Raw genomic sequence first — 12409 nt, 5'->3', positions numbered from 1 at the left:
CGGAGGCCGTCACCGTGACCTGTGAGGCGTTCGCCGAGCGCGGGGCGACGGTCCGGCTGCACCCGAGCCCGTGGCGGCTCGGCCCGCAGCAGCGGGCGCTCACCGAGCAGTGGCTGCGCGGCTGGGTCGGCGCGGCCGTCGAGGAACGCCCGGAACTGGCCGACCGCGCCGAGCGCTATCTGCGCGACCGGCTCGCCGCCTGCGCCTCCGGCAGCCTGCGGGTCACCCTCCACCACACCGACCTGCTGGCCCTGCCCCGCCCGACGGGCGGCACACCATGACCGGCCCGGCCGGGACGGCGGGAACGACGGTGCCGACGGCGGACTCGGTCCGCGGGGACGCCGGGGACGCCGGGGACGGTGAGGCGGCCGGGATCCCGGCGGCGCCCGCTCCCCGAGGCGGCGTCTCCAGGGCGCTGCGCACCCGGCTGGGCACCTTCGCCGGACTCGCCATCCTCGGGTTCCTGCTGTGGCGGCTCGGCACCGGTGCGCTGGTCGACGGGGTGCGGCGGATCGACACGGGGACGGTGGCGGCGTCGCTGGCGATCGGCGCGGTCACCACCGTGTTCAGCGCCTGGCGGTGGCAGCTGGTGGCGCGGGGGCTGCGGCTGCGACTGCCGCTGGGCCCGGCCGTCGCCGACTACTACCGGGCGCTGTTCCTCAACGCGGCCCTGCCCGGCGGGATCCTGGGCGACGTGCACCGGGCCGTCCGGCACGGGCAGAGCGCCGGCGATGTGCGGCGCGGGGTGAAGGCGGTCGTGCTCGAACGCGTCGCCGGGCAGATCGCGCTGACCGTGGCCGGCACGGTGGTGCTGCTGACCCTGCCGTCCCCGGTGCGCGCGCAGGTCCGCGGCTTCGCCCCCCTGGCGGCGCTGGCCGTCGTCGGCGCGCTCGCCGTCGTCCTCGCGCTCCGGATGAACCGCCCGCCGGCCGGCCGGGGCGGCGGCGCCCTGCGCCGGACGCTCGGCGAGGCCCGCCGGGGCCTGGCGTCACGGCACAGCGGGCCGGGTGTGGCCCTCTCCTCCGCGCTCGTCCTGGCCGGGCACCTGCTCATGTTCGTCGTGGCGGCCCGGGTCGCCGGCTCGGCCGCCCCGGTCGAGGCGCTGCTGCCGCTCGCGGTGCTCGCCCTGCTGGCCATGGGCCTGCCGCTGAACGTCGGCGGTTTCGGCCCCCGCGAGGGGGTCACCGCCTGGGCGTTCGGCGCGGCGGGGCTCGGCGCGGACACCGGCGTCGCGGTCGCCGTCGTCTACGGCGTGCTGAGCCTCCTGGCGAGCCTGCCCGGCGCCGCCGTCCTGGTCTGGCGCTGGTACGACGGCGTACGCGCCCGAACCCCGGTCCCCGCCCATGCCGACGGCGGCGCGCTCGGGGACGGTCTGCCGACCGGGACCGCCCCCATGGGTCCCGGCCGCGGGGCCGCCCGGCGCTACTTCCGTCCCGTCAGCGAGGTGAGCAGCCCGAGGTACGGCTCGAAGGCGTCCGTGAGGCTCGCCAGGAGTTCCTTTCCCTTTTCCGCCGATCCGAGGGAAGGACGGCCGATGACGCCCGATTCGGTATAGGCGGACATTCCCACGGTGAGCAGATGACGGCGGTCGTCGGCGGTGAAATCGGCGGACTCGTGACCAGGTCGGACGAATTCGGGGTGAGCGTGCAGCAGAATCGAGGTCTCGATTTCTCCGGCGTGCATGTCGGTGAGCAGCGAGGTGACCACCCCGGCCCGCTCCCGCGCCGCCTCCCAGTCCTCGGCGGCCGGGAACAGCGCCATCCGCTCACCGCGCGCGGAGGCCTCCTGGACGACATTGCCCAGCACGTAGTTGCCGCCGTGCCCGTTCACCACGACCAGCGCGTCCACGCCCGAACGGCGCAGCGACGCCGCGATGTCCGAGACGACCGCGTGCAACGTCACGGCGGAGATGCTGACGGTTCCCGGCCAGTCCGCGTGCTCGTGCGAGCAGGAGACCGTCACCGGGGGAAGGAGGTGCACCGGGTACGCGGCGGCGATCTCCCGCGCCACGGCGCAGGCGACGAGCGTGTCGGTGGCCAGCGGAAGGAACGGACCGTGCTGTTCGAAGCTCCCCACGGGAAGGACGGCGACCTGTGCTGACACGCCCGCCCCCCGGTTCCGTACGTCCAGCGTGGTGTCCGTCGGCAGCACGCCGCCCACCGCCCCGTACGCCGCCCGCGCGCCCGAACCACTCATCTTTTCACGGCCTTTCGTCTCTGCTTTAGGAATCAGATCATGACAGAAAACACCGGCGTCAACATCGGCGTACTCGGCACGAAGTCCCCGCGGCGTTCGGGTGCCGAACGTGTGGTGAATGCACCGCTGCCCACCGTGTACGGCAAATTCCAGGCGGTCGGTTACCTGGACCACGACCGCGGTGACGAGCAAGTGGCCCTGGTGTACGGCGAGATCGGTCCCGACGACGTGCTGGTCCGGCTGCACTCCGAGTGCCTGACCGGGGACGCGTTCGGCTCCCGGCACTGCGAGTGCGGGGACCAGCTGGAGGCCGCGATGCGCGCCGTGGTGGCCGAAGGCAGCGGCGTCGTCGTCTACTTGAGAGGGCACGAGGGCCGCGGCATCGGCCTGCTCGCCAAGCTGCGCGCGATGGCGCTGCAGGCGGAGGGCCTGGACACGGTGGAGGCGAACCTCGCCCTGGGCCTGCCGGTCGACGCCCGCGACTACCGGGTGGCCGCCGAGATCCTGCGCGACCTCGGGGTGCGTTCGGTACGGCTGCTGTCCAACAACCCGCGCAAGCGCGAGGCGCTGGTCCGGCACGGCGTCCAGGTCGCCGAACAGGTGCCGCTGCTGATCGAGCCGTGCGAGAGCAACATCACCTACCTGCGGACCAAGCGGGAGCGGATGGACCACCACCTGCCGCACCTCGACGCCGTCGCCCACGGCTCCTGACGCCCGGCCGCCGGTTCGGCGGGCCGCCGCCCGGAAAGGACTGCATCGACGGGTGTGCGGCGGTGAGGAGGCGGCGGGTGGACCTGAGGGCCGAAGTGGTCGTCGTCGGCGGCGGGGTGATGGGCACGAGCATCGCCTGGCACCTGGCACGCGCCGGCGTACCGGACGTCGTCCTCGTCGAACGGGACGAACTCGCCGCCGGCTCCACCTCCCGGGCCGCCGGCGGCGTACGGGCGCAGTTCTCCGACGAGCTGAACATCCGGCTCGGCGCGCGCAGCCTGGAGGCGTTCGGCCGCTTCCAGGAGGAGGTCGGCCAGGACATCGGGCTGCACCGGGTCGGCTACCTGTTCCTGCTCTCCACACCCGCGCAGGTGGCCTCCTTCGAGGCGGGCGTGCGGCTGCAGAACTCCCTCGGGGTGCCCAGCCGCCTGCTCGCCCCCGAGGAGGCCCGCCGGCTCTGCCCGCTGATCCGCACCGACGGACTGCTGGCCGCCGCGTACTCCCCGGACGACGGCCACTGCACGCCCGAGGCCGTCGTCCACGGCTACGCGCGTGCCGCCCGTGCCCACGGCGCCCGCATCCTGCGCCACACCGAGGTCACCGGCATCGAACGGCACGGCGACACCCTCACCGCGGTCGCCACGACCGCGGGCCGGATCGAGACCGGCACGGTGATCTGCGCGGCCGGCGCCTGGTCGCGGGCGGTCGGCGCCATGGCGGGCGTGGAGCTGCCGGTACGGCCGCTGCGCCGGCAGATCGCCGTCACCGGACCGGTGCCCGGCCTGCCGGCCGCGCTGCCCATGACCATCGACTTCACCACCAGCCTCTACTTCCACCGCGAGGGCCCCGGCCTGCTGCTCGGCATGTCCGACCCGGACGAGGAGCCGGGGTTCGCCACCGACACCCACGACCGCTGGATTCCGCGGCTCGCCGAGGCGATGCGGCAGCGCGCGCCGGCCCTGCTGGACCTGCCCCGCGCCGGCGGCTGGGCGGGCCTGTACGAGAACACACCCGACCACAACGCCCTGATCGGCGAGGCGCCCACGGTGTCCCGGTTCCTGTACGCGACCGGCTTCTCCGGGCACGGCTTCCTCCAGGGACCGGCCGTCGGCGAGGTGATCCGCGACCTGTACCTGGGCCGCGTACCCTTCCTGGACATCAGCCCCCTGAGCGCCGGCCGGTTCGCGGCCGGCGCCTCGCGCCCGGAGGCCAACCTGGTATGACACAGCTCCATCTGTGGCTGCGCCACGAGCCCCGTACCACCGAGCGGCGCACCCCCGTCGTCCCCGCCGACGCCCGCCGGCTGACCGAGAGCGGGGTGACCCTGACCGTCGAGGAGTCCCCGCAGCGGATCTTCCCCATCGAGGAGTACGAGGCGGCCGGCTGCCGCCGCGCCCCGGCGGGCTCCTGGGTGACGGCACCCCGGGACGCCGTGATCCTCGGCCTGAAGGAACTCCCCGACGAACCCGCCGAGCTGACGCACCGGCACATCTTCTTCGGGCACGCCTACAAGCGGCAGCCGGGCGCCGCCGAACTGCTCGGCCGGTTCACGGCCGGCGGCGGGGCCCTGCTGGACCTGGAGTACCTGGTGGACGACGAGGGCCGCCGGCTGGCCGCCTTCGGCTTCTGGGCGGGCTACCTGGGCGCCGCGCTCGCGGTGCTCCGGCACCGGGGCCGGCTGGCGGCACCGCTCACGCCCACCGCCAAGGACGACCTGGACGCCGTGCTGCGCCCGCGGGCCGGGGACGCGGACTTCACGGCGCTGGTGATCGGCGCCCTCGGACGCAGCGGACGGGGCGCCTGGACGGCCTTCCGTACGGCGGGCGTCGAGGCGACCCGCTGGGACCTGGCGGAGACCCGCGACCTGGACCGGCGGGCCCTGCTCGGGCACGACGTGCTGGTGAACGCGGTGCTCGCCACGAGCCCGGTCCCGCCGTTCCTGCGCGAGGAGGACCTGGACGACGCGGCCCGCCGGCTGCGCACCGTGTGCGACGTCACCTGCGACGTCGGCTCCCCGTTCAACGTGCTGCCGGTCTACGACCGCACCACGGACTGGACGGAGCCGGCGCGCCGGCTGCGCGAGGAGCCGCCGCTGGACCTGATCGCCATCGACAACCTGCCGTCCCTGCTGCCCCGCGAGTCCAGCACCGACTTCTCGGCGGCCCTGCTGCCGCAGCTGCTCGCCTTCGGCCCGGGCGGCGCCTGGGGCCGCTGTCTCGACCGGTTCCACCAGGCCTGCCGTGAACTCGGCGTCGCCGAAGGGGAGGGTTCGTCATGACCGGCCGGGTCCCGGCGAGCGGCACCGTCCACTGGATCGGCGCCGGGCTGTCCACCGGCAGCGGACTGGCCGGCCTGTGCCGTACCGCCGGCCGTGTCCTGCTGTGGCACCGCACCGAGGACCGCGCGGCCGAGGCGCTGGCCGGTCTCGGCCTGACCGGGCTCGCCGAGCCCCGTGCCCTCGCACCCGGCGCCCTCGGCGCCGCGCTGGAACCCGGGGACGCCGTGGTGTCGATGCTGCCGGCACCGGAGCACGCCGGGCTGCTCGCCGCCTGTGTGCGCGCCGGGGCGCACTTCGCCTGCTCCAGCTATGCGTCGCCGGAACTGCTGGCGCACGCGGAAGCGGCGCAGGCGGCGGGCGTCGTCGTGCTCACCGAGACCGGACTGGATCCGGGCATCGACCACCTCTTCGCGCACAGCCTGATCGCCCGGGCCCGGGCGCGGATCGGCGAGCACACCCCGGCCGCCTACCGGCTCCACTCCTACTGCGGCGGCGTCCCGGCCGTGCCGGACGACTTCCGCTACCGCTTCAGCTGGGCCCCGCTCGGGGTCCTGAACGCCCTGCGCACGCCCGCGCGGTACCTGGAGGACGGCGCCGAGGTCACGGCCGGGCGGCCCTGGGAGGCGACCCGGCCGCTCCGCCTGGGCGGGGAGACCTTCGAGGCGTACCCCAACCGCGACAGCGTCCCGTTCCTCGCCCAGTACGGCCTGCCCGCCGCCTGGACCCCGCGGACCTTCGTGCGGGGCACCCTGCGGCCGGACGGCTGGCTGCGGGCGTGGCAGCCGGTCTTCCGGGAGCTGACGGCGGGCGACGACGAGCGGATCGCCGCGCTGGCCCGGGAGCTGGCGGCGGCCCACCCGGCCACGGAGGCGGACCGCGACCGGGTGGTGCTCTCCGTCTCCCTGGAGGTCGACACGGGCGGGGGACGGCCGTGGACCGGCGCCTACCTCCTCGACACGACCGGTGACGCCGAGGAGTCCGCGATGGCCCGCTCGGTCTCCCGCCCGTTGGCCCTCGGTGTCCGGCACATCCTGGACGGCAGCCTGCCGGCCGGTCTGCACCGGGCGGCGGGAACCGGCCGGCGCGCGGACCGCTGGCTGACGGAACTCGCCGGGGAGGGGCTGGAGTTCAGCCTGGTGCTGGGTCAGTAGCCGGCCGGCGGTTCAGTCCGTCACCGCCTCGTGCACCAGCCGGCGCAGCTCGGGGAAGACCTTCAGCCTCTTCGGCCGTACCTGGGTCATGAACTGCACGGTCAGGTCGTGGACCGGGTCGACCCAGAACGCGGTGGTGGCCACGCCGGTCCAGCCGTAGGTGCCGAGGTGGGAGGGGGCGAGGGTGCGCGCCGGGTCGGTGACGACGGAGACGTTGAAGCCGAAGCCGAGGCCGTCGTTGCCCGGTTCCCGGTGGACCGGGGCGCCGAAGGAGGCGATGGTGGCGCCGCCCGGCAGCTGGTTGCGGGTCATCAGGGCGAGCGTGCGCGGCGCGAGCAGCCGTACGCCGTCCAGCTCGCCGCCACGGCGGAGCAGCTCCATGAAGCGGTGGAAGTCGTGGGCGGAGGAGACCAGTCCGCCGCTGCCGGACAGGAAGCGCGGCCGGCCGTGCACCGGCAGCCCCGGCACCGGCTCGATCCCGCCCGTGTCCGTCTCGCCGTACAGCTCGGCCAGCCGGGGCGCCTGTCCGGGGCCGAGGTGGAAACCGGTGTCGGCCATGCCGAGCGGACCCAGGATCCGCTCGGCGAAGAACCTGTCCAGGGGCTGCCCGGACACCACCTCGACGACCCGGCCCAGCACGTTCGAGGCGACCGAGTAGTTCCACTGGGTGCCCGGGTCGAACTGCAGCGGCAGCCGGGCGTACAGCCCGACGGTCTCCGCAAGGTCCTTGTCCGGCGGCACGGAGTACTCCAGGCCCGCCTCGCGGTACAGCGCGTCCACGGGGTGGCGGTGGTAGAAGCCGAAGGTCAGGCCGGCGGTGTGGGTCAGCAGGTGCCGGACGAGGATCGGTCCGGCGGCCGGGCGGGTGCGGACGCCGGGGCCCGAGCCGCCGACGTGGACACGGGGGTCGGCGAAGGCGGGCAGATGACGCTCCAGCGGGTCGTCCAGCGACAGCCGGCCCTCCTCGGCCAGCAGCAGCACGGCGACCGCGGTGACGGGTTTCGTCATCGAGTAGATCCGCCACAGCGTGTCCGCCTCGACCGGCAGTCCGGCCGCCACGTCCCGCAGCCCGTACGTGGTCAGGTGCGCGACCCGGCCGCCGCGGGCCACGGACACCAGGAATCCGGGCAGCCGGCCCGCGTCGACGTGCCCGGCGAAGTGCCGGTCCAGACGCTCCAGCGCCCCGGCGTCCAGTCCCGCCCGTTCCGGCTCGACGTCCTGCCGCAGCTGTGCCATCGCTCTCCTCCGGTCGCGTCCCGCGCGCCACGGCCGCCCGTCCGGCCCGCACCTCATCGTCGCGCAGGACGCCCGCCGGGGCAGGTTCCTCCCGGGAGGGCGCGGGAGGGAATGTGCGGGGCGCCGCGCGAGTTGAGGCGGTCATGAGTCAGGACTCCGCACAGGACGCGCTGCTCGGCCTGCTCTCCGCGGGCCACGCCGGCGTGCTCGTCACCCTCCGGCGCGACGGCCGCCCCCAGTTGTCCAACGTCAGTCACGCCTACGATCCCGACGAGCGCACCATCCGGATCTCGGTCACCGACGACCGCGCGAAGACCCGCAACCTGCGCCGGGACCCGCGCGCCTCCTACCACGTCACCAGCGACGACCGCTGGGCGTACACCGTGGCCGAGGGAACCGCCGAACTGAGCCCGGTCGCCGCCGACCCGCACGACGACACCGTGGAGGAGCTGATCCGGCTCTACCGGGACGTCCTCGGCGAGCACCCCGACTGGGACGACTACCGGGCCGCGATGGTCCGCGACCGCCGCCTGGTGGTGCGGCTGCGCGTCGAGCGGGCGTACGGCATCCCGAAGGGCTGAGCCGCGGCCGGGGTGCCGCTCAGGGCGCCCCGGCGGTCCGCGCCTCGATCGCCCGCAGGACGGCGACCATGTCCTCGCCGCCGTGGCCCCGCGCCACCGTCTCCTCGAACAGGGTGTGGCAGACGTCGAGGAGCGGCGAGGCGAGGCCGGCCCCGCGGGCCGCCTCGGCGATCAGCTGGTTGTTCTTGAGCACGTCCAGCGCCGCCGCCTGCACCGCGAAGTCCCGCTCGCGCAGCTTGGGGGCCTTCATCCGGGAGACCGCGCTGGCCATCGGGCCCGCGTCCAGCACGTCGAGGAACAGCCGGCGGTCCAGGCCCTGCCGTTCGGCGAAGTGGAAGGCCTCGGTCAGCCCGGTCACCTGGGTGATCAGGAAGATGTTCACCGCCAGCTTCATCAGCAGCGCGCCCGGCACCGGCCCGCACGCGAACGTCTCCCGGCACACCGGCGCCAGCAGCGGCCGCACGGCCTCCACGGCGGTCTCCTGGCCGGCGAGCATGGCCACCAGCTGTCCCTGTTCCGCCGGCACCCGGGAGCCGGAGACGGGCGCCTCGACGTACCGTCCGCCGGCCGCGCGGACGTCGGCCTCCAGGGCGCGGGAGTACTCGGGGGAGGTCGTGCCCATGTGCACGACGGTCCGGCCGGCGACCCGTGCGGCCAGGTGGGGCGTGTCCCGGCCGAGGACCGCGTCGAGCGCCGTCTCGTCGGCGAGCATCAGCAGCACCACCTCGGCCCGCGCGAACACCTCGGCGGGACTCGCGGCGACCTCGGCACCGGCCGCGCGCAGCGGCTCGGCGCGGTCCGGGGTGCGGTTCCACACCACGAGAGGGGTGCCGGCGGACGCCAGGCGCAGGGCCATGGGGCGGCCCATCACTCCGAGACCGATGAATCCGACCTGCATGGGGCCGCCCTCCGCTGCCGCGGGCCGACTATGACAGTGGTCATAGTAGCCGCCGCTATGACGCCGGTCATAGAGTGGGGCGCGGGAACGGAGGATGCGCGATGGCAGAGGCGCGGCGCGGACCGCGGGAGCGGATGGTGTTCAGCGCGGCCCAGCTCATCCGGCGCGGCGGCGTCGCCGCGGCCGGCATGCGCGAGGTCGCCGCGCACGCGGACGCACCGCGCGGCTCCCTCCAGCACTACTTCCCGGGCGGCAAGGAACAGCTGGTCAACGAGGCCGTCGAATGGGCCGGCCGGTACGCCGGCAAACGTGTCGCCCGCTTCCTCGCGGGACTCGAACACCCCACTCCCCGTGGCCTGTTCGCGGCGATGGCTGCCCAGTGGACCGAGGAGTACGCGGCGGACGGCTTCGCGGCCGGATGCCCGGTCGCCGCCGCCACGGTCGACTGCGCCGCCTCCGGCGAGTCGACCCGGGAGGCGGCGGCGACCGCGTTCGCCACCTGGCGGCGCCCGGTCGCCGAGGCGCTGGCGGACATGGGCGTCCCCGCGTCGCGCGCGGACGCACTGGCGACCCTCATGATCAGCACCCTGGAGGGCGCGATCCTGATGGCCCGCGCCGAGCGGGACGTACGCCCCCTCACCACGGTCGTGGCGGAACTCGGCCCCCTGCTCGACGCCGCCGCGGGCCCCTGACACCCCGCCCCGCGCGCGGAACCCGTCAGCCCGTCGCCCACTCGGCCGTGAGGTAGGCGATCACCATGTCCCCGAGCATCCTCCGGTAGTGATCGCGCCGCGCCGGGTCCGCCAGGTCCCGGCCGAACAGGGCGCCGTACGTGTCCCGGTTGGCGACCCGGAAGAAGCAGAACGAGGTGATCACCGCGTGCACGTCGACCGCGTCGACGCCCGCCCGGAACAGCCCGGACGCCCGACCGGCGGCGAGGATGCGGCGGATCACCTCCAGCGCCGGGGAGCCGATCAGGCCGAGCCTGCCGGAGGCCGCGAGGTGCTCGGCGCCGTGGACGTTCTCCAGGCTGACCAGCCGGATGAGGTCGGGGTGGCGCTCGAGGTGGTCGAAGGCCAGCTCCGCCACCCGCCGGATCGCGGCCACCGGGTCCAGGTGCTCCACGTCGAGCTGCTGCTCGGCGTGCCGTAACACCCCGTGGGCCCGCTCCAGCACGGCGGCGAACAACTGCTCCTTGCCGCCGAAGTAGTAGTAGATCATCCGCTTGGTGGTGCGGGTGCGGGCGGCGATCTCGTCGACCCGGGCGCCGTCGTAACCGGCCCGGGCGAACTCCTGCGTGGCCACGTCGAGGATCTCGGCCCTGGTACGGGCCGCGTCGCGGGGCCGCCCGCCGGGGCGCACCGGTTCATCCACGCTGGTCATCGCTGTCCTCCGGACCGTGAGGCGCCGGGGCGGCGCGCTCGTTCGCGTGCCGGTGATTGTAGGAGCTGGCCGCCGCGGGCGGTCGCCGCGCGAGGAGATTCCCTCAGCAGCCCCGCAGCAGCGGGACTGTGTGCCCGGTGCCCCGGACGCCGTGTGCCCCCGGCCCGCGGGAGGCGCGGACCGGGGGCACACGGGGGCCGCGGTCAGGGCCGGACGTTCCACTCGGCGATCACCGGGCGGTCGTGCTCCGTCGACAGCCGGCTGACCGTGCCGGTCGCCAGCTGGAACAGCCGGCCCTCGACGGGCGGCAGGCCCAGGCGGCGGGCGGTGAGCACGCGCAGGAAGTGCGCGTGCGCCACCAGCACCACGTCCCCCTCGGCCAGGGCCGGGGACAGCCGGGCCAGGACCCGGTCGGCGCGGGCGCCGATCTGCGCCGGCGACTCGCCCGGATGCCCCTCGGGGCCGGCCGGCACGCCGTCGGTCCACAGGTCCCAGCCGGGCCGGGAGCGGTGGATCTCGGCGGTGGTGACGCCCTCGTAGCCGCCGTAGTCCCACTCGTGCAGGTCGGGCTCGGGCTCGACCCCGGCGATGCCCGCCAGTTCGGCGGTGCGCCGCGCGCGGTCGAACGGGCTGGCCAGCGCACGGGCGTAGGTCCGGCCGGTGAGGAGCGGGGCGAGGGACTTGGCCTGTTCCTCGCCGTGCCGCGTGAGGGGCAGGTCGGTCCAGCTGGTGTGCTGTCCCGACCGGCTCCACTCCGTCTCACCGTGGCGGACCAGCAGGAGGTCCCCCACGGCGGGTCAGTCCTTCTTCTCGACCGCGTGGCCGCCGAACTGGTTGCGCAGGGCGGCGACCATCTTCATCTGCGGGGAGTCGTCCTGCCGGGAGGCGAACCGGGCGAACAGGGACGCGGTGATCGCGGGCAGTGGTACGGCGTTGTCGATGGCCGCCTCCACGGTCCAGCGGCCCTCGCCGGAGTCCTCCGCGTAGCCGCGCAGCTTCTCCAGGTGCTCGTCCTCGTCCAGGGCGTTGACCGCGAGGTCCAGCAGCCAGGAGCGGATGACCGTGCCCTCCTGCCAGGAGCGGAACACCTCGCGGACGTTCTCCACCGAGTGCACCTTCTCCAGCAGCTCCCAGCCCTCGGCGTAGGCCTGCATCATGGCGTACTCGATGCCGTTGTGGACCATCTTGGAGAAGTGCCCGGCGCCGACCCGCCCGGCGTGGACGTAACCGTACGGGCCCTCCGGCTTGAGCGCGTCGAAGATCGGCTGCAGCCGGTCCACGTTCTCCTTGTCGCCGCCGACCATGAGCGCGTAGCCGTTCTCCAGGCCCCACACACCGCCGGAGACACCGGCGTCGACGAAGCCGATGCCCTTGATGCCGAGGGCGGCGGCGTGCTTCTCGTCGTCCGTCCAGCGGGAGTTGCCGCCGTCGATGACCGTGTCTCCGGGGGAGAGCAGGTCACCGAGTTCGTCGATGACGGTCTGGGTGGCGGTGCCGGCCGGGACCATCACCCACACCTGGCGGGGCGCGTCGAGCTTCTCGACCAGTTCGGCCAGGCTCTTGACGTCCGAGACCTCCGGGTTGCGGTCGTAGCCGATGACGGTGTGGCCGGCGCGGCGGATCCGCTCGCGCATGTTGCCGCCCATCTTGCCGAGACCGATGAGACCGAGCTGCATGATCAGTTCTCCGTTGCGTTCTTGAGGGTGCGGTAGGCGGCGACGAGGGCCTTGGTGGACGGGTCCAGACCGGGCACGTCCGCGCCTTCGGTGAGGGCCGGTTCGACGCGTTTGGCGAGGACCTTGCCCAGTTCCACGCCCCACTGGTCGAAGGAGTCGATGTTCCATACCGCGCCCTGCACGAACACCTTGTGCTCGTAGAGGGCGATCAGCTGGCCGAGTACGGACGGGGTCAGCTGCCGGGCGAGGATCGTGGTCGTCGGCCGGTTGCCCTGGAACGTCTTGTGCGCGACCAGCTC

At 74.4% G+C, this 12409-nt stretch carries 13 protein-coding genes and 2 pseudogenes; 8 read left to right on the top strand and 7 right to left on the bottom strand.

Annotation, left to right across the window (positions count from 1 at the left end):
- Together IE312_RS39420 and IE312_RS39415 are read left to right on the top strand one after the other, a co-directional pair.
- Positions 1–281: pseudogene (locus IE312_RS39420) on the top strand (trans-aconitate methyltransferase); the annotation flags it as partial.
- Positions 278–1219: pseudogene (locus tag IE312_RS39415) on the top strand (lysylphosphatidylglycerol synthase transmembrane domain-containing protein); the annotation flags it as partial. The pseudogenes IE312_RS39420 and IE312_RS39415, both read left to right, overlap by 4 nt.
- A gap of 203 nt (positions 1220–1422) precedes the next feature.
- Here IE312_RS39415 and IE312_RS09875 read toward each other — a convergent pair.
- A complete protein-coding gene (locus IE312_RS09875; protein WP_189980381.1) occupies positions 1423–2196 on the bottom strand; it encodes a creatininase family protein in 774 nt (257 codons plus the stop codon).
- Between the two features lie 39 nt (positions 2197–2235).
- Between IE312_RS09875 and ribA the strand changes: the two genes are divergently transcribed.
- From ribA to IE312_RS09855, 4 genes are all read left to right on the top strand, one after another.
- Positions 2236–2907: a GTP cyclohydrolase II gene (gene ribA / locus IE312_RS09870; RefSeq protein WP_189980379.1), complete on the top strand. Its 672-nt coding sequence runs from the start codon at positions 2236–2238 to the stop codon at positions 2905–2907.
- A 77-nt stretch (positions 2908–2984) separates the two neighbouring features.
- The gene (locus IE312_RS09865; protein ID WP_189980378.1) at positions 2985–4130 is read left to right on the top strand and encodes an NAD(P)/FAD-dependent oxidoreductase; all 1146 of its coding nucleotides are present in this window, start codon (positions 2985–2987) and stop codon (positions 4128–4130) included.
- Positions 4127–5185, top strand: a complete 1059-nt coding sequence (locus IE312_RS09860) for a saccharopine dehydrogenase (protein WP_189980376.1) — start codon at positions 4127–4129, stop codon at positions 5183–5185. Before IE312_RS09865 ends, IE312_RS09860 begins: the two co-directional genes overlap by 4 nt.
- Positions 5182–6336 (top strand): saccharopine dehydrogenase C-terminal domain-containing protein, encoded by a 1155-nt coding sequence (locus tag IE312_RS09855; protein ID WP_189980375.1) that lies wholly within the window; start codon positions 5182–5184, stop codon positions 6334–6336. The genes IE312_RS09860 and IE312_RS09855 overlap by 4 nt, the downstream gene beginning before the upstream one ends.
- 12 nt (positions 6337–6348) lie before the next feature.
- Here the strand turns inward: IE312_RS09855 and IE312_RS09850 are convergent, their stop codons facing one another.
- Entirely contained in the window at positions 6349–7572 is a 1224-nt protein-coding gene (locus IE312_RS09850) for a serine hydrolase domain-containing protein (RefSeq protein ID WP_189980372.1), read from the bottom strand.
- A gap of 143 nt (positions 7573–7715) precedes the next feature.
- Here IE312_RS09850 and IE312_RS09845 point away from each other — a divergent pair, with 143 nt between their 5' ends.
- Positions 7716–8153, top strand: coding sequence for a PPOX class F420-dependent oxidoreductase (locus tag IE312_RS09845; RefSeq protein WP_189980370.1), 438 nt, complete (start codon positions 7716–7718; stop codon positions 8151–8153).
- Positions 8154–8172: 19 nt separating this feature from the next.
- On the opposite strand, the gene IE312_RS09840 is transcribed toward IE312_RS09845, so the two are convergent.
- Complete coding sequence (locus IE312_RS09840) at positions 8173–9147, bottom strand: NAD(P)-dependent oxidoreductase (protein WP_268254307.1); 975 nt, start codon at positions 9145–9147, stop codon at positions 8173–8175.
- Positions 9148–9152: 5 nt separating this feature from the next.
- Here IE312_RS09840 and IE312_RS09835 point away from each other — a divergent pair, with 5 nt between their 5' ends.
- A complete protein-coding gene (locus tag IE312_RS09835) occupies positions 9153–9743 on the top strand; it encodes a TetR/AcrR family transcriptional regulator (protein WP_189980365.1) in 591 nt (196 codons plus the stop codon).
- Positions 9744–9768: 25 nt separating this feature from the next.
- Here IE312_RS09835 and IE312_RS09830 read toward each other — a convergent pair whose 3' ends face one another.
- The 4 genes from IE312_RS09830 to IE312_RS09815 form a co-directional block, all read right to left on the bottom strand.
- Complete coding sequence (locus IE312_RS09830; protein ID WP_189980363.1) at positions 9769–10434, bottom strand: TetR/AcrR family transcriptional regulator; 666 nt, start codon at positions 10432–10434, stop codon at positions 9769–9771.
- A gap of 203 nt (positions 10435–10637) precedes the next feature.
- Positions 10638–11225, bottom strand: a complete 588-nt coding sequence (locus tag IE312_RS09825; protein WP_189980361.1) for a histidine phosphatase family protein — start codon at positions 11223–11225, stop codon at positions 10638–10640.
- Positions 11226–11231: 6 nt separating this feature from the next.
- Positions 11232–12110: a phosphogluconate dehydrogenase (NAD(+)-dependent, decarboxylating) gene (gene gnd, locus IE312_RS09820; protein ID WP_189980359.1), complete on the bottom strand. Its 879-nt coding sequence runs from the start codon at positions 12108–12110 to the stop codon at positions 11232–11234.
- Between the two features lie 2 nt (positions 12111–12112).
- The coding region (locus IE312_RS09815) for a phosphoglucose isomerase-related protein (protein ID WP_502266965.1) at positions 12113–12409 on the bottom strand (297 nt) is incomplete at its 5' end.

It is taken from the genome of Streptomyces capoamus, assembly GCF_014654935.1.
GTDB classification, from domain to species: domain Bacteria; phylum Actinomycetota; class Actinomycetes; order Streptomycetales; family Streptomycetaceae; genus Streptomyces; species Streptomyces capoamus.
Note: the sequence above shows the minus strand (reverse complement) of the source record. Positions and strands in the feature narration are given on the sequence as shown.

Coding starts and splice junctions, on each gene's coding strand:
- IE312_RS09875 (WP_189980381.1), bottom strand. CDS start 2,196: ATGAGTGGTTCGGGCGCGCGGGCGGCGTACGGGGCGGTGGGCGGCGTG.
- ribA (WP_189980379.1), top strand. CDS start 2,236: ATGACAGAAAACACCGGCGTCAACATCGGCGTACTCGGCACGAAGTCC.
- IE312_RS09860 (WP_189980376.1), top strand. CDS start 4,127: ATGACACAGCTCCATCTGTGGCTGCGCCACGAGCCCCGTACCACCGAG.
- IE312_RS09855 (WP_189980375.1), top strand. CDS start 5,182: ATGACCGGCCGGGTCCCGGCGAGCGGCACCGTCCACTGGATCGGCGCC.
- IE312_RS09850 (WP_189980372.1), bottom strand. CDS start 7,572: ATGGCACAGCTGCGGCAGGACGTCGAGCCGGAACGGGCGGGACTGGAC.
- IE312_RS09845 (WP_189980370.1), top strand. CDS start 7,716: ATGAGTCAGGACTCCGCACAGGACGCGCTGCTCGGCCTGCTCTCCGCG.
- IE312_RS09835 (WP_189980365.1), top strand. CDS start 9,153: ATGGCAGAGGCGCGGCGCGGACCGCGGGAGCGGATGGTGTTCAGCGCG.
- IE312_RS09830 (WP_189980363.1), bottom strand. CDS start 10,434: ATGACCAGCGTGGATGAACCGGTGCGCCCCGGCGGGCGGCCCCGCGAC.
- gnd (WP_189980359.1), bottom strand. CDS start 12,110: ATGCAGCTCGGTCTCATCGGTCTCGGCAAGATGGGCGGCAACATGCGC.